This is a genomic window from Pseudomonas sp. WS 5146 (assembly GCF_012985495.1).
Classification (GTDB): Bacteria; Pseudomonadota; Gammaproteobacteria; order Pseudomonadales; family Pseudomonadaceae; genus Aquipseudomonas; species Aquipseudomonas edaphica.
The window spans coordinates 140,218-156,660 of the sequence record NZ_JAAQWL010000003.1 but is presented as its reverse complement, the minus strand read 5'-3'; the positions used below and the strand labels follow the sequence as shown (position 1 = coordinate 156,660).

14 protein-coding genes are annotated in these 16,443 nt (G+C 60.5%); 3 read left to right on the top strand and 11 right to left on the bottom strand.

Annotation, left to right across the window (positions count from 1 at the left end; translation table 11 throughout):
• Positions 1-264 precede the first annotated feature (264 nt).
• From HBO41_RS09535 to HBO41_RS09500, 8 genes are all read right to left on the bottom strand, one after another.
• Complete coding sequence (locus tag HBO41_RS09535) at positions 265-1,599, bottom strand: aromatic acid/H+ symport family MFS transporter (protein WP_099549811.1); 1,335 nt, start codon at positions 1,597-1,599, stop codon at positions 265-267.
• Positions 1,600-1,653: 54 nt separating this feature from the next.
• Positions 1,654-2,415: a 1,6-dihydroxycyclohexa-2,4-diene-1-carboxylate dehydrogenase gene (locus HBO41_RS09530; protein ID WP_099549812.1), complete on the bottom strand. Its 762-nt coding sequence runs from the start codon at positions 2,413-2,415 to the stop codon at positions 1,654-1,656.
• Between the two features lie 10 nt (positions 2,416-2,425).
• Entirely contained in the window at positions 2,426-3,448 is a 1,023-nt protein-coding gene (gene benC / locus HBO41_RS09525; RefSeq protein WP_099549813.1) for a benzoate 1,2-dioxygenase electron transfer component BenC, read from the bottom strand.
• Between the two features lie 10 nt (positions 3,449-3,458).
• Positions 3,459-3,947 carry a benzoate 1,2-dioxygenase small subunit gene (gene benB / locus HBO41_RS09520; RefSeq protein ID WP_099549814.1) on the bottom strand — a complete coding sequence of 163 codons (489 nt, stop codon included), beginning with the start codon at positions 3,945-3,947 and terminating at the stop codon, positions 3,459-3,461.
• Positions 3,944-5,320, bottom strand: a complete 1,377-nt coding sequence (locus HBO41_RS09515) for a Rieske 2Fe-2S domain-containing protein (protein ID WP_099549815.1) — start codon at positions 5,318-5,320, stop codon at positions 3,944-3,946. Before HBO41_RS09515 ends, benB begins: the two co-directional genes overlap by 4 nt.
• A 107-nt stretch (positions 5,321-5,427) precedes the next feature.
• Positions 5,428-6,375 carry an AraC family transcriptional regulator gene (locus HBO41_RS09510; RefSeq protein ID WP_099549816.1) on the bottom strand — a complete coding sequence of 316 codons (948 nt, stop codon included), beginning with the start codon at positions 6,373-6,375 and terminating at the stop codon, positions 5,428-5,430.
• A gap of 216 nt (positions 6,376-6,591) precedes the next feature.
• Complete coding sequence (locus HBO41_RS09505) at positions 6,592-8,400, bottom strand: ABC transporter ATP-binding protein (RefSeq protein ID WP_099549901.1); 1,809 nt, start codon at positions 8,398-8,400, stop codon at positions 6,592-6,594.
• Between the two features lie 189 nt (positions 8,401-8,589).
• Positions 8,590-9,090 (bottom strand): Lrp/AsnC family transcriptional regulator, encoded by a 501-nt coding sequence (locus HBO41_RS09500; protein ID WP_017135565.1) that lies wholly within the window; start codon positions 9,088-9,090, stop codon positions 8,590-8,592.
• A 119-nt stretch (positions 9,091-9,209) separates the two neighbouring features.
• Between HBO41_RS09500 and HBO41_RS09495 the strand changes: the two genes are divergently transcribed.
• Together HBO41_RS09495 and HBO41_RS09490 are read left to right on the top strand one after the other, a co-directional pair.
• Positions 9,210-10,244 (top strand): histone deacetylase family protein, encoded by a 1,035-nt coding sequence (locus HBO41_RS09495; protein WP_169985952.1) that lies wholly within the window; start codon positions 9,210-9,212, stop codon positions 10,242-10,244.
• 216 nt (positions 10,245-10,460) lie between these two features.
• Positions 10,461-11,876 carry an amino acid permease gene (locus HBO41_RS09490; RefSeq protein ID WP_169985950.1) on the top strand — a complete coding sequence of 472 codons (1,416 nt, stop codon included), beginning with the start codon at positions 10,461-10,463 and terminating at the stop codon, positions 11,874-11,876.
• Between the two features lie 187 nt (positions 11,877-12,063).
• On the opposite strand, the gene HBO41_RS09485 is transcribed toward HBO41_RS09490, so the two are convergent.
• From HBO41_RS09485 to HBO41_RS09475, 3 genes are all read right to left on the bottom strand, one after another.
• Positions 12,064-12,429: a response regulator gene (locus HBO41_RS09485; protein WP_017135562.1), complete on the bottom strand. Its 366-nt coding sequence runs from the start codon at positions 12,427-12,429 to the stop codon at positions 12,064-12,066.
• Between the two features lie 23 nt (positions 12,430-12,452).
• Complete coding sequence (locus HBO41_RS09480) at positions 12,453-13,892, bottom strand: ATPase domain-containing protein (RefSeq protein ID WP_169985948.1); 1,440 nt, start codon at positions 13,890-13,892, stop codon at positions 12,453-12,455.
• A gap of 204 nt (positions 13,893-14,096) precedes the next feature.
• Positions 14,097-15,347 (bottom strand): MFS transporter, encoded by a 1,251-nt coding sequence (locus tag HBO41_RS09475; protein WP_169985946.1) that lies wholly within the window; start codon positions 15,345-15,347, stop codon positions 14,097-14,099.
• 102 nt (positions 15,348-15,449) lie between these two features.
• Here HBO41_RS09475 and HBO41_RS09470 point away from each other — a divergent pair, with 102 nt between their 5' ends.
• Entirely contained in the window at positions 15,450-16,418 is a 969-nt protein-coding gene (locus tag HBO41_RS09470) for an AraC family transcriptional regulator (protein ID WP_056859921.1), read from the top strand.
• The last annotated feature ends 25 nt before the right edge of the window (positions 16,419-16,443 follow it).

Sequence of the window (16,443 nt, the reverse complement as noted above, 5' to 3'; positions counted from 1 at the left end):
GCCCCATTCGGGTTGCTCATCCAGTATATGGAGGCGCACTGAATACCAGCCACGGCCACCCAGGTCCGTGTCGGCAATCGCCGTTCGCGATCGCTCGTACGCCCGGTGTGAATGGGGGCATAACTGGGGGCATAATTCGTTTTTTCAGGCTGTAACTACCGCCCTAGAGCCCAGTCAAAATGTTCTTTGGCGACCCTGAGAGTCTCTAGGCGTCTTCTGGAGGGCTCGAATGCAACTGCCAGAGCAACGCCGACGGTTTGGCAGTCACAGCGCCGGGGCAGCGGGCATGGCAATACGGGTGCGCCGCTCATTCAGGGCAAATACCGTCATCGCCAGCGCCGCAATCGCGCCGGGGATGGCAAAGACCATGAAATTCAGTTGCAGAGGCAGTTCGATCGCCATCAGCGCGCCGCCCAACAGCGGGCCGACTATCGCGCCATTGCGACCGATGCCGGACGCCCAGCCCAGGCCCGTGGCGCGAATCGACAAGCCGTAAAGCTGCGCAGCCCCCGCGTACAGCAGGATCTGCGTACCAATGGTTGTGGCACCCGCGACGAAGATCAGCAGGTACAGGACCGGCATCGGGCTGTTGATGCCCAGCAGGCTGATCGAGACCATGGCGGCGGCGAAGAAGCAGATCACGACTTTCACCAGGTTCAGGCGGTCGCCCAAACGGCCGCCGAGCAGCGCCCCGGCCATGCCGCCCAGGTTCAGCGCGATCAGGAACGACAGGCTCGACCCCAGGCTGTAACCGGCGCCGGCCATCAGCTTGGGCAGCCACGAACTCAATGCATAGACCATCAGCAGGCAGCAGAAAAACGCGACCCAGATCATCGCCGTACGTACCGCCAGGCCATGGCGGAACAGCTCTACCACCGAGGCGCCCTTACTTTTGCTGTCGACGATCACCAGCGCATCGTCGACCTCGATCCTGGTGCCTGGCGACAACCGATTAAGCAGCGCGCGAGCCTTGTCTTGTTGGCCCTGGCGGATCAGGAAGCCGATGGATTCTGGCAGCCAGTACACAATCAGTGGCAACAGCAGCAGCGGAATCACCGCCACAAAAAACATCGACTGCCAACCGTAGGCCGGTAGCATGAAAATCCCCACGCTGGCGGCGAGCATGCCGCCCAGGGAATAGCCGCTGAACATGAAGGCCATCAAGGTGCTGCGCAATTTCTTCGGCGCGTATTCGTTGATCAGCGCCGCCGCGTTGGGCATCAACCCGCCGCAGCCGAGCCCGGCGATAAAACGGCAGATACCGAACTCGGTTGGGCTGCTGGCAAAGCCATTGATCACGGTGGCCAGACTGAACAGGGTGAAACAGAACACGATGCCTTTCTTGCGCCCGAAACGGTCCGCCAGGGTGCCGAAAATCAACGCGCCGAACATCATGCCGAACAGCGCATAGCTGCCCAGGGCGCCAGCCTGCAACGGCGTCAGCCCCCACTCGCGCATGATTGACGGCAGGACCACGCCGTAGATAAACAAGTCATAGCCGTCAAAGATCAATAGCAAGGCACACAGGCTCACGATCAACCAGTGGAAGCGGTTGAACGGGGCATTATCGATAATCGAATGGACATCATGGCTACGCATGGCAGTGCTCTCTTTATTGTTGTTGTGAGTCAGTGTCAGCTGATGGAAAAAGCCTTAGCCGAGGTCGCCGCCGCCCACCGGCAAGGTCACGCCGGTGATGTAGGAGGCCTCGTCGCAGGCCAGGAACAGAATCGCGCCAGCTTGTTCGTCGATGCTGCCGTAGCGTTTCATCGGGCTGCTGTCGAGGGTCTGGTCGACGATCTGCTGGTACCACACACGCTCTTGCTCGCTTTGCGGCTGGCTGTTGCGCGGGATCCGCCGTGGCGGTGCCTCGGTGCCGCCGGGCGCGGTGGCGTTGACCCGGATCCCGCTGCCGGCAGTCTCCAGGGCCAGGCAGGCCGTCAAGGCATTCACGCCGCCCTTGGCCGCGCCATACGGCACGCGATTGACCCCACGCGTCGCCACGGAAGACACGTTGACGATGGCGCCCGCGCCCTGCTCCAGCATGTAGGGCAGCACGCAATGGCAGCACCACAACGTAGGGAACAGCGAGCGGCGCACTTCGGCCTCGATTTCAGCCTCGGCGTAATGCTCGAAAGGCTTGGCCCAGATAGTCCCGCCGACGTTGTTGACCAGCACGTCGATGCGCCCGAAACGCGCCGTGGCGGCGGCCATCACCCGCGCGCACTCGCTGTAGTGTTCCAGGTCGGCGGTCAGCAGCAGCGCTCGCTCATGCTGCAATTCATGCACCAGCTCGGAGCGATCCACTGCGACCAGCCAGGCGCCCTCCTCCAGCAAGCGCTCGGCGACACGCCGGCCGATCCCTTGGGCAGCGCCGGTGACCAGCGCGACCTTGTTGTTAAACCGTTGAGTCATGCGGCAGTCCTCAGGCGGCATCGCACGTGGCGACGGCGTTAGCGGTGAATTTCTCGTAATGGAAGCTGGCCGGGGTCACGCCCTGCTGCTTGAAGTGCTCGCGCACCGCATCGACCATCGGCGGCGGGCCGCACAGGTACACGTCGACATCGCCGCCATTGAGGGCTTCGTCGGCCATGTGCTGCGTCACATAGCCCTGGCGCGGGTGAGTGGTGTGCGGATCAGCCACGCAGGTCACCAGGTTGAAGTCGGGCAAACGCGCGGTAAAAGCCTGCAACGCCTCGACCATCACCAGGTCCTGATCGCGCGTTACGCCGTAGATCAACCGGACCGGGCGGGTTTCCTGGCGCTGTGCGAGCACTTCAAGCATCGACAGGAACGGCGCCAGGCCGGTACCACCGGCCAGTAACAGCAGCGGCCGCGCCACCTCACGCAGGTAGAAACTCCCCAGCGGGCCGGTAATCGCCACGCGGTCGCCGGGCTGGGCGTGCTCCAGCCAGCTGCTCATCAACCCGCCGGGCACGTGCTTGATCAGGAAGCTGGCGTGCGTGTCGCCCGGGCGACTGCTGAAGGAGTAAGCGCGTGTCTGCCCACTGTCGGGCACGCTGATATTCACGTACTGGCCGGGCAGGAATACCGGCGCCTGGTCCAGCTCGAAACTCACCTGCAGCGCGGCATCGGCATGTCGGGTGATGCCGGCCAGCGTCGCGGCAAACTGCGTGGTGCCGGTCTTGCAGGCGCTGGACGGCACCGGCACGGCGATCACGCAGTCGGACTGCGGCACCATCTGGCAGGTCAGTACCTGGCGCGCCTGCGCTTCGTCGGCGCTCAGCGCGTCGTCGATATAGTCGTCGCCCAAGTCGTAGGCGCCGGTTTCACAGCGGCATTTGCAGGTGCCGCACACACCGTCCGAGCAGTCCATGGGCAGGTTGATGCGTTGGCGGAAGGCGGCATCGAGCACCTTTTCCCCCGCCTTGCAGTCGATGAAGCGGGTCACCCCATCTTCGAAGTTCAGAGCAATGGCATACGTCATGGCGGTGTCCTCAGATATGGTAGATGTCGATGACCTGGTGGATGTAGTCGTTTTTCAGCACCACCTTCTTGCGCGTGATCAGCGGCTGCTCGGCACGGATGTCGAGGCGATAGAAGGAGGTACCGAAATAACTGTCGGTGGTTTTGTAGCGGTGGCTGAGGGTGTGCCAGTTGAAACGCAGGTCCACCTGCGAGCCATCGTCGGCCAGCACTTCGAGGTTGCACAGCATGTGCACGGTGCGTGGCTCGGGGGTGCTGGCGCTGGAGCGCTCGGTCTTGATGCGGAAGATGCGGTCTTCCAGGCCGTCACGGCTGGGGTAGTAGATCAGCGAGATTTCGCGCTGCGGGTCTTCGGTGAGGGTGTCGTGATCGTCCCAGGCGGGCATCCAGAACTCGGCCTTGGGCGAATAGCAGGCCAGCCAGTCATCCCATTGGCGGTCGTCGAGCAGGCGCGCTTCACGGTAGAGAAAATCCAGCAGGTGCTCACGGGCAAGGCTCATGGCTGCACCTCGCGGTCGCTGGCAATCAGCCCTTGCTGTTCGCGCTCGATCGCACGCTGCAGGCTTTGGGCCCAGTGCGCATGCTGGCGCACAAACAAGCCCTCGTCCTCGGTCTTGACCCCGCTGAGCTGCGGTTGCATACCCATGGCCAAGGCATTCTCATCGGCCCCTTCCACCCACTGTTTGGCGCCACGGCTGAGGTCATTCCACAGGGTGCTCGCGCCCTGGTAACCGGTCTGGCAGGCGCGGAACTCCTCGAGGTCATCCGGGGTGCCCATGCCGCTGACGTTGAAGAAGTCTTCGTACTGGCGAATCCGCGTGGCGCGCTCCTGGGCGCTTTCGCCGATGGGCGCCATGCAGTAGATGGTCACTTCGGTTTTATCCACGGCGAGGGGCCGCACCACGCGGATCTGGGTCGAGAACTGGTCCATCAGGTACACATTGGGGTAGAGGCAGAGGTTGCGGGTCTGGTCGACGATAAAGTCGGCGCGCGCCTGGCCCAGGCGTTCGGCCAAGGCCTCGCGGTGAGCGTGCACCGGGCGCACTTCGGGGTTGAGCAGGCGCGTCCACAGCAGGATATGCCCGTGGTCGAAGGCGTAGACGCCGCCCAGGCTTTTCGACCAGCCATTGGCGTCGACGGTGCGCGTGCCTTCGGCCTCGTAGTTGCGCCGGCCCATGGTCGCCGAGTAGTTCCAGTGCACCGAGCTGACGTGGTAACCGTCGGCGCCGTTTTCGATTTGCAGCTTCCAGTTGCCGTCATAGACATAGGATGAGCTGCCGCGCAGCACCTCCAGGCCCAAAGGCGCCTGGTCGACCATCTGGTCGATGATCACGCGGGTTTCGCCCAGGTAATCGCGCAGTTCCGGCACCGCATCGCTGAGGCTGCCGAACAGGAAACCGCGATAGCTTTCAAAGCGCGCCAGGCGCTTGAGGTCATGGGAGCCGTCGCAGTCGAAGCTGTCCGGGTAGGCGCCGGTCTTGGCGTCCTTGACCTTGAGCAGCTTGCCGGCGTTGCTGAACGTCCAGCCATGGAAGGGGCAAGTGAATGAGCCCTTGTTGCCTTGTTTGCGCCGGCACAGCATGGCGCCGCGATGCGCGCAGGCGTTGACCAGGCCATGCAGCGCGGCGTGTTTGTCACGGGTAATGACCACCGGCTGGCGGCCGATCCAGGTGGTGAAGTAATCGTTGATCTCGGGCACCTGGCTTTCATGGGCCAGGTAGATCCAGCCGCCTTCGAAGATGTGTTTCATCTCCAGGGCAAACAGGTCGGGGTCGGTAAAGATGTCGCGGCGGCAGCGGAACACTCCGGTGGCGGGGTCTTCCTGTACGGACTCGCGCAATTGGCCGGCGAGTCGGTCGAGTGTACTGATCATGGGGCGGGCCCTCCGTTGTTCTTGTATCAGGCGCCCTCACCGTACGTGTTCGCCCTGCGCGTCAATATCCGCTGCCTGCACATCGTTATCCGCCAGGCGCACGTCGCTTAACGATGGCGTTTGAAGGTCTGCGACGGCAGTTCGCCGAAGCATTTGCGATAGGCCTCGGCAAACCGCCCCAGGTGCATGAAGCCATGGTCCAAAGCCACCTCGGTCACGCTGCGCGTGCTGCGCAGTTGCAAGCGTGCGTGCACGCGTTCGAGCTTGCAGCGGCGTACATAGTCGCGCGGCGACAGCCCCACCTGGCGCGCAAACAGGCTGTACAGCGAACGTTCGCTGACGTTGGCCACCGCCATCAACTGCTCGACGCTGATGTCATCGCCCAGGTGCTGCTGGATAAATTCGCGCACCGCTTCAAACCCACCGCCGTGGGCCGCCTGGGGGATCACCCGCAACACATTGCTGCCCAGCAATGCCAGCAGCTTGTTGGCCACGATGCGTTCGTACAGGCCCTGCATGTGGGGCTCGGCAGCGTTTTCCGCCTCATGGCAGATCAGCCCGAGCAACGGCAGGAAGCCGCTCATTTCACTGAGCGCGTGGCGGGCCGTCGCGAAGCGGATACCCACCTGCGGCAGGCTCCAGTGCTGCTCCAGGCAGGCGTTTTCCAGCAGGCGCACCGGCAGTTTGATGATGAATTTCTCGCAGTCGGCGGAATAGGTCAGGTCTACCGGGTCGTCCGGGTTGATCAGCAGGATTTCCCCCGGCCCGAACACGTCATCCTCACCACGGGAGCTGGAGCGGCAATGCCCGCTCAACAGGATCTGCAGGTGATAGATGGTCTCCAGCGCCACCGATGTGACCCGTACCGGAGCGCCGTAGCTGATGCGGCACAGGTCCAGGCTGGCGAAGGTGCGATGGCTGATACTCGCCCGGGGCCGGCCCTTGGGAGGCAGGCGAATGCAGTGGCTGCCCACGTGCTGGTTGACGTAGTCCGACACCGCGTAGGCATCGGCGCCCCGAAAAATCTGGCTGCGCTCACTCAATAGCACGGTCATGGTTGCGACTCTTTTATAGTTATTGGGCTCAGGCTGACGCGTGGGTACGGGGGCGTCCAATATGGAAAAAGTCTGAAGGGATACCCTGGAGGTATTGTCGGGCGTTCTGCGCCAGGGTTTCAGCGGTGCGCCGGGACGCGCAGGGCTTGCGGTGAGCATGGCGTGCTAAAACTTTGAAACAATACGCTTGGCCGGATTGGACGGCCGCTCGGGTACCTAGCGATACCCCCGCGCCTGAACATCGAACAACTCGGCATAGCGCCCACCCGCCGCCATCAGTTGGTGATGGCTGCCCTCCTCAAGGATTCGCCCGCCGTCCAGCACGATGATGTGGTCGGCATTGCGCACGCTGGAGAAGCGATGGGAAATCAACAGCGTCATGCGGCCCTTGGCGTGTTCGCGAAAATGCTCGAACACCGCCGCCTCGGCGCCGGCGTCCAGCGCGGCCGTCGGCTCGTCAAGAATCAGCAGGTCCGCCTCCTGGCGCATATACGCGCGTGACAAGGCGACTTTCTGCCATTGCCCACCCGACAACTCCTGGCCGCCAAGCCAGCGCCCTAACGGTGTGCCGTAGGCCTTGCTCAGACGCTCGATGAATTCGGCGGCCACCCCTTGTGTGGCGGCCGTGCGCCAGCGCGCCTCGTCGTTCAGCGCATCGACGTCACCCACGCCAAGGTTCTCGCCGACGGTCATCTGGTAGCGGATGTAATCCTGGAAAATCACTCCGATGCGCTGGCGCAGTGTCTGTTCATCCCAGTCTTGCAAGTCGCTGCCATCCAGCAGAATGCGCCCCGCGTGCGGTGTATACAGGCGCGTGAGCAGTTTGATCAGGCTGGTTTTGCCCGAGCCGTTCTCGCCCACCAGGGCCAGGCTTTGCCCCGGCGCCAAGTGCAGGTTGATGTCAGTCAATGCCGGCCGCTCAGCGCCGGGGTAACTGAACCCCACGTGCTCGCAGCGCAGACCGTCGCCGGGACGCGCGCCCTGGGTAAGCCGGCCACGCGGCACGACCACGGGGGTTAGCAGGTACTCATAAAGGTCCGACAGAAACAGACTGTCGTCATACAGGCCGGCAATCGCGCTGAGGCTGGCGGTGATCGCGCTTTGCCCCTGCTTGAACAGCACGATGTACATGGTCATTTGTCCCAGGCTGGTCTGGCCGCGCACGGTGTCCAGCACCACCCAGGCGTAAGCCACATAAAACGCCGCGGTGCCCAGCAGGCCCAGGGCAAAGCCCCAGGCATCCCGGCGCACCGTCAACTGGCGGTCTTCGGTGTACAAGCGCCGGGCGTTGTCGCGGTAGCGCTTGAGGAACAGCGGCGCCAGGCCGAACAGTTTGACCTCTTTGGCGTGGGTTTCGTGGGACAGCAGCGATTCCAGGTAATTCTGCTGACGGGTCTCGGGCGCGCGCCGGTGGAACAGGCGAAACGCATTGCCAGAAAAGTGCGTCTCGGCGAAGAACACCGGTAACGCGCCGACCACCAGAATCACCAGCGCCCACGGCGAAAAGTGCACCAACAGCACGGCAAAGCTGATCAGCGAGATCAGGTTCTGCACCAGCCCCAGGCCCTTGGTGACCAGGCTCAGCGGCCGTGTCGACGCGCCCTGGCGCACGCGCACCAGCTTGTCGTGGAACTCGGCGTCTTCAAATTGCAGGAGTGAGAGGGTCTGGGCTTTCTCCAGAATCATCAGGTTGACCTTCACCCCCAACTGCACCCGCAGCAACGATTGCTGCATGGACAACGCACGCTGGGCGGCGGCCAGCAGCGCCAACACGCCCGCCTCGGCCAGCACGTACTGCATCACCGGCCACACGGGCGCCTGGCTGCCGGCTGCATGAATCTGCATCGCGTGCACCACGCCATCGACAATGCGCTGGCCGATCCAGGCAGCCAGCGCAGGTAACAGACCGGCAACGATGGTGGCCAGCAGCAGGCCTATGAATAAGGGCCGCGACGTGCCCCACACCAGCTTCAGTGCCCGGCGCGCCTGGATGGAAAACGCGCTCAATCGATTCAACAGCACCATGAATGGCATGGACTCCGTGTGGGGGGCTGGGGTGAGACGGGTGGATTATGGCAGGCGATGGCGTTGCGCACATCCAACAGCGAGGCAACGGGGGCAAGTGGTGGAGCAAGGGGCACCGCGGCAGATTCTCGGCGCGCCGCAGCATGACCACCCCGCAATCACCCATGCGCAGCCCAGAACCTGCGACATTCAATCCTTGCTCAATTTGGGTATGGCCATACGGCTGCCCGCTTTGATTTCACGCAACGCCAAACTCGACTGAATAGACGCAATACCAACCTGGCGCCGCAGCACTTGCTCGATAAAGTCGCTGTAGCTATCAAGGTCCTCCGCCAACACTTGGAGCACGTAGTCGGCATCTCCGGTGATCTTGTGGCAGGCCAGTACCTCTGGCAGTTGCACAATCACTGCCTCAAAGGCGTCCGGAGCGTGATCGGCATGCGTGGAAAAGCGGATGTGCACGAATGCCATGATATCCAGCCCCAGCATTCTTCGATCAAGCGTTGCCTGATAGCCCTTTATCACCCCCGCCTCCTCCATTCTCTTGCGCCGTCGCCAGCAAGGCGTAAGGCTCAATGAAAGCCGCTCACTGAGTTCGGCATTGGAAATGCTCGCGTCCTCCTGCAATAACTCAAGAATGGCCAGATCGGTCTCATCGAGGCTGATGCGCCTGGATATATTTTTCTTCATTACGTCATTCCTGAGTTAAATCGCCCGATAAATATACAAAATCACAAAAACAAAGCAAAGAAATCGCCTCCTGACCAGAACAGAATATTTGCACTGGCTCACATTAACGGATGCGCAGAATGTTTACAGTTTTCAGTGATTCCCATCGTCTGCACCATGGCACCGAGTTGAAGGATGGCGTGCTCAAGCCGTCGTTCGAGCAGCCCAGTCGGGCCGACACGGTTCACAACCGCGTCAAGCAAGTAGGCCTTGGCCGGATTGTCGAACCGCGCGCGTTCGACCGCTCGTGTTACGTCAACGCGCACAGCGAGCGCTACGTGAGCTTCCTGGAGAGCGCCTGGTCGCAATGGTGCGCCACAGGGCGCACCCATGATGCGCTGCCACTGGTGTGGCCTGTACGTGACTTGGCCAACGATCAGGTGCCGACGTTCATTGACGGCAAACTCGGCTTCTATGCGATGGATGCCGGCTCGCCGATCACTGCCAGCACCTGGCAGGCGGTCAAGACCAGTGCCGATATCGCCCTGACGGGCCTGGCGCTTATCGATGAAGGCCATGACAGTGCCTTTGCCCTTTGTCGTCCGCCGGGCCATCACGCGGCGCGTGAATACATGGGGGGTTACTGCTATCTCAACAACGCGGCCATTGCTGCACAGCAGGCAATCACCCAGGGCGCCAAACGCGTCGCGGTGCTCGACGTCGATTTTCATCACGGTAACGGCACCCAGAACATTTTTTACCCGCGCAATGACGTGATGTTCATATCGCTGCACGGCGAGCCGGCCGTGTCCTATCCCTACTATTCGGGGTTCAGCGATGAAGTCGGCGCAGGTGTTGGCGAAGGGTTCAACCTCAACTACCCGCTGCCGAAAAACACCGCCTGGGATACCTACCGCGACGCCCTGCTGCATGCCTGCAGGAAACTCCAGCAATTCTCGCCGCAGGTATTGGTGATCTCACTGGGGGTCGACACCTTCAAGGACGACCCGATCAGTCACTTCCTGCTGGAAAGCGAGGATTTCATCGGGATCGGCGAGCTGATAGCGAGTGTGGGTTGCCCCACCCTGTTTGTGATGGAAGGCGGCTATATGGTCGATGAAATCGGAATCAACGCGGTGAACGTACTGCATGGCTTCGAGAGCAAGCGCGCTTGAGCATCCGCCCGAAGACGGTGTGATCGACCTGAAAATATAAAAAACCTGTTTCAGAGGCTTGATCAGCAGCCGACCAAAGCCGCCCCCAGGCATGTGCAAGGGGCCGGCGCTGTCCACCATAAACCAACACCGTCACCCGCCATTGCATCCTGACAATGGCGCTGGCTATGCACTTTTCTGCCAAAACTCAAAAACATAAGATCAAGAGGTTTTGAAATGAAATCGAATGTATCAGAGCAGGTTGAGCAGCCTGCGCTGCAGCGCACGCTCAGCAATCGTCACATCCAGTTAATGGCAATGGGCGGAGCCATTGGTACAGGTTTGTTCATGGGCTCCGGAAAGATCATCGCCCTCTCCGGCACCTCGATCATCCTTATCTACATGATCATTGGCCTGTTCGTTTACTTCATCATGCGTGCCATGGGCGAAATGCTGCTTTCCAATTTGAATTTCAAGACCTTTGCGGATTTTGCCGGCGCCTACCTGGGGCCTCGCGCTGCATTTTTTCTCGGCTGGTCCTATTGGCTTAGCTGGAGCGTTGCGGTGATCGGCGATGCCGTCGTGGTCGGCGGTTTTTTCCAGTACTGGTTTCCCCATCTGCCTGCCTGGATACCGGCTATCGGGATGCTGGCGACACTGTTTGCCTTGAACGTGCTGACGGTCAGGCTTTTCGGTGAAGTCGAATTCTGGTTCGCGATCATTAAGATCATCGCCGTGGTGACACTTATTGGCGTCAGCATCGTGATGATTGCCAGCTCGTTCGTTTCGCCCAATGGCGTCACCGCGTCGCTGAGCCATCTGGTGGATAAGCAGGCTGCATTCCCTAATGGCTTGCTTGGTTTTTTTGCCGGCTTTCAGATGGCGATATTCTCATTTGCCGGCACCGAGTTGATCGGCACCGCTGCAGCAGAAACCCGCGCTCCGCAGAGGACGTTACCCAAGGCAATCAACTCGATTCCACTGCGAATCATCCTGTTCTACGTGTTGGCATTGGCCTGCATTATTGCCGTGACGTCCTGGCAACAGGTTTCACCGGTAAAAAGCCCTTTTGTCGAGCTTTTCCTCGTCGCAGGCTTTCCCGCAGCAGCCGGCATCGTTAACTTCGTGGTCCTGACATCCGCCGCGTCATCGGCCAACAGCGGCGTATTCTCCTCCAGCCGCATGCTGTTCGGGCTGGCGAATCAAGACAACGCTCCGGGTATTTTTCGGCGTCTATCGGGCAACAGCGTGCCTCTGTTGAGCCTGGCCTTCACGACACTGTTGATGCTGTCAGGTGTGCTCGTGCTGTTCATCGTTCCGCAAGTCATGACAGCTTTCACCATCGTGTCCACCGTGTCGGCGATTCTGGTGATCTTCACGTGGTCGACCATCCTCGCGTCTTACATTGCCTATCGCAAAAAACGTCCTGAGCTTCACGCCAAATCTGCTTACAAGATGCCAGGCGGCGTGCCAATGGCCTGGTTGTCACTGGCTTTTATGGGCTTCGTGCTCTGCCTGCTGGCATTGAGACCTGACACACGCGTGGCGTTGATGGTCATGCCGGGGTGGTTCATATGGCTGGCAATTGCCTATCAGCTGACACGTAGCAGGAAACCAAAAACCGCCGTTGAATCGGCAGGGCAATTCGGTTGAGTCAAAAGGCGTATTTCAACCGGCAACGACCACGGCAGAAAACCCCACACGTGCGCGTGTCAAAGGTTGATTAAAACAGAAGAAAATTGGACTCAAGGAAAACCTGATGACTACCGATCCAGGGCTGAGCTGCAGCCGGGCTAGCGGAGCCGGATCCTGCGTGGCTCCGGGCAGGTAGAGGCAGTACTCACTGATCAGAGGCGAGTAGCCTTTTAACTTCGGCAATGATCAAGTCGATGTTGAATGGCTTCGCCAATACCGCATCAAACAGATCCGATCTCTGCATACCGATGTGTGCCTGAGCACCGCTCATCAAGATGATCGGCAATTGATTAGCGCAAGGGAGGGCTCGAACGGCTGTGGCAAATTCCAGGCCGTCCATAACAGGCATCATAAAGTCGGTGATGATCAAGGCAGGCCTTTCTCTATCCAGCACTTCCAGTCCTTTTCGACCATTGCTGGCAGTCACCACCATGAACCCCTCATCCTCCAGTGCGAAGCTGAGAATGTCAGCGATCAAATACTCGTCATCGACGACCAGGATGGTGGTCATGTTAATTCAACCCACTCAAAAGCTTAAGAAAGTGAACCGGGCGATGTCCCAGTGGGGGCTGAAGGTTCATGTCTCGAAGCCTTTTTCAGGAAAACATCGCGATCTTGGATGACAACCTCAAATCTGGAGGGGTCATAAGAGCTATCTCGTACCTTAAGAATGGAAAGCGTCCTGCTTAGTTCAGAGTGATTCTCAGAGAAACGCATCAGCATCAAGTTATCGACGATGCTGGACAGGTCAGAGTTTGGCGCGCTGACCTCGGAGCCAAATAGATCACGCATTTCCCAGGACGCGAATACGGTTACGCCCCTGGAGCGCAGTTCATTCATCAGCGCACTCAAGAAGTCAGTAATTCGCGCCGGATTTGTAGAAACTCGTGTCATACCGCTAAGGCTATCGATGAACAGGCGCTTGATGCCCTTCTCTTCTACAAGACTCAACAAGCGTGCGCCCAACCCATCCAGCAACCCCTCAGTGGTAGGCTGCCAGGCAATGCTCAGGGCGCCGCTGTTCTCCATGCCTTGGATATCGATACCCAATGATTGGCCTTTGAGTCGCAACCGTTGCGGGCTTTCATAAAAGCCAAAATGCAGTCCTGGAGCTTCCACCGTCGACTCGGCCAGAAACTTCAGGCCCAGCGTCGTTTTACCAATGCCGGAGGGGCCCATGACCAGAGACACGCTGGAACTGTAAAGGCCGCCACCCAATATGCCGTCCAGCGAACCAATGCCACTGGGAATACGCGTCATGTCGGCGCTGTCGGGGGCGGACGGGTGGCTATAAAGGCTTTCGAGACGAGGGTAAACCACCAAGCCATTGTCGGTAATCTCACACTCATGAAGGCCTGTCAGTGCTCCACTGCCGCGAGTTTTACGCAGTTGAATACGACGTACCGAGCGAGTGCCAAATAGCTCTTCGCCCATTTCAATGACGCCATCAACCATGGTGTGTTCAGGGCTGCCGTCGTCGAGACGGGAGCTGGTCAGAAACAGCACCGTGCAACCCGCGAAAGCAGCGTGCCCTTGCAACTCGGAAATGAATTTCTTGGTGTCGATGTGCGAGTCGGCTTTTGAGCGAGCATTAAGCAAGCCGTCTACCACCATCACTGTAGCTTTTTGTCGACTTATCTCGCGCCGAAGCAGTTTTACCACCTCGTCCAGCCCTTCGTTTTCCAACGTATCAAACGCGCTGACAAACTGAATGTCGGCGCCCACTTTGGACGCGTCGAAAAAGCTCAGAGTAGAAAGAAACTGAAAAAGACGGTCGTGTGACTCGGCCAGCAGTGTGGCGACCAGAACCCGGCCTCCATTGTTCGCATGATGGAACCCAAGTTGGTTGGCCAGGATCGTTTTGCCAGACCCTGGTCGCCCCTGGATTATGTAGGAGGCGCCCGCGACCAGCCCTCCCTTGAGCAGAGCGTCGAGCCCTTCGATTCCACTTTGGAGGCGTTTTAGCTTTTCCACAATGCGACCCTGATCTGAAAAACAGGCTGTTTAAGCCGAGTGATAGGAATGCTAACGCCATTTACGCTTTAGAGCCATTCAGACCTGGAGCGCGGTGGGTTAATCAACGGGAATGAAGTCCCAGATCATCTATCCCATGCGCGTATTGCGCAAGAAATGCTCAAGCACGTTACGAACGGGCTCGAAACGGTTTGGCTAACCGGATCAAAGATGCAACGCGGGCTTGGACTGGCGGATGCCATGGGCGGAGGGGACGCGAACACGCAGCGCGATCAGCAACGCGGCCAGCAGCATCAACACGGCCGCGGCTACAAATACGCCTGCGCTTCCACCGAGGCTGAACACCGCACCGCCAGCGGCGGCGCCCGTGGCAATGGCGGACTGCACCGAGGCCACCACCATGCCCCCGGCGCTTTCCGCCTGGTCAGGGACCGAGCTGGCGACCCAGTTCGACCACGCCACCGGCACGCCACCAAAGGCCAGGCCCCAGATCGCCAGCAGGACCGCCTGCCCCGGCACCGAGGCCGGCAACAGCACCAACGCCAGTGCGGCGACGCCGACCAGTGCGGGCATCAACACCAGCGTGGCCAGCGGGTGGCGCTCCAGCAGCCTCCCGGCCAACAGCGTGCCGACGAAGTTTGCGACACCGAACCCCAGCAGCATCAGTGACAGCCCTTGGGCGCCGATACCCGTAGTCCCCTCGAGGAAGGGCCGAACATAGGTGAACATCGCGAAGTGCCCGCTGTGCACCAGCACACAACCGAACATCCCCATGGCGATGCCCGGGCGCAGCAACACCTCAAGAACGGTGCGCAGGCGTGCCGGTCGGCGCGGCGCAAGGCGCGGCAGAGTGAACGCCTGGAAAGCCAGCGTGACCATGCCTACCGCCGCCGCCGCAAAGAACGCGCTGCGCCAGCCATACAGCCCACCCAAGTAGCTGCCCAGCGGTACCGCAACGACCGTGCCGATGGCGATGCCGCTGAAGATGATCGACAACGCCCGGGGCAACAAGGCACTCGGCACCAGGCGCATCGCTACTGCCGCCGCCATGCTCCAGAACCCGCCAAGGGCAATGCCCAGCAAGATACGCATCAACAACAGCACCACGAAGCTGGAGGAAACGGCGACCAACAGATTGGAGGCGACCATCAACGTGGAAAAACCCAGCAACACCCAACGTCGGTCGATGCCACGGGTCAGGCCTGGCACCAACAAGCCGGCAAACAGCGCCACCACCGCCGTCACGGTGACTGCCTGGCCAGCCAACGCCTCGGACACGCCCAGGTCAGTCGCCATCAGCGTCAACAAACTGGCCGGAAGGTACTCAGCGGTCAGTAATCCGAACACACCCATGGCCAAGGAAAATACTGCCATCCACGCGGGGGTTGCAGGTTCTACGTCCGCGTCGACGCCAACATGGCGGTCGGAAACGGTATTACACACACAGTCAGTCATTGCACGGATCTCCCAATCTTCATTGCGAGCCGCAGTCTAGGCGCGGGAATCCGGATGATCTATGATCTAAAGTCTCTACTTTTTGATCAAAACACCTGAACGATGCCTACAGATCAGTTTGCGCTTTCCTCGGATCTCATCAACGAGCTGTTACGCGGCATGCGCCTGCGTGGGGTCGAATACCGGCGTATCCAAACGGGGCCGACCTTTGGTTTGGGCTTCGCGGAAAAACCCGGGCACGCCTGGTTCCACTTCATGGCCGTCGGCACTGCGGTGTTAAAGATGGAGGACGGAACCACCTACGCGCTGTCTGCCGGCAACGCCGTGTTTATTTCCCATGGCGCGGCCCATCAACTGTTTTCCCATACGGACGTGCCGGTTCAAGACATCGACCGTTTAGACGGCGCCCCTCTGGGCGACACCGTCAGCGCGGTGGATACCGGGACCGACGGCAGCCCCACGCCGAGCACTATCGTGTTCAGTGGCTGCATGGAATTTGAACTGGGCAGCATCCATGGGCTTGGTCGGCTGATGCCGGGCCTGATGCTGATTGATGCCGGTGGCCAGCGTTACCCCGGACTGGTGCCGATCCTGACCACCATGGAACGCGAGGTCAGCGCCGCACGTGTCGGCTTCGCCGGTATCCTCGCGCGGCTGGCCGACGTGGTGGCGGCCATGGTCGTTCGCGGCTGGGTGGAGTGCGCCTGCGGCAATGCCTCTGGGCTGGTCGCCGCCTTGCGCGATCCACGCCTGGCCGGTGCGCTGCTTGCGCTCCACCAACAACCGGGTCGCGAATGGACCGTTGCGCAGCTGGCCGAGCACTGCAATACCTCGCGCTCGGTGTTCGCGGACCGCTTTCAAGTGACTATCGGCATGACCCCGCTGCGCTACGTCACCGAACTGCGAATGCGGCTTGCAAGCCAGTGGCTGACCCTCGAAAGGCTGCCGATTGAAGAGGTGGCGCAGCGCTTGGGCTATACCTCCCAGGCCGCCTTCAGTCGTGCATTCAAGCGCATTACGGGGCAGACACCGGGATTGAGTCGCAAGGTCAGGCAGCCCGCGCTGACTTGAACCGGGCGCAAGCAGCCGATGAGCC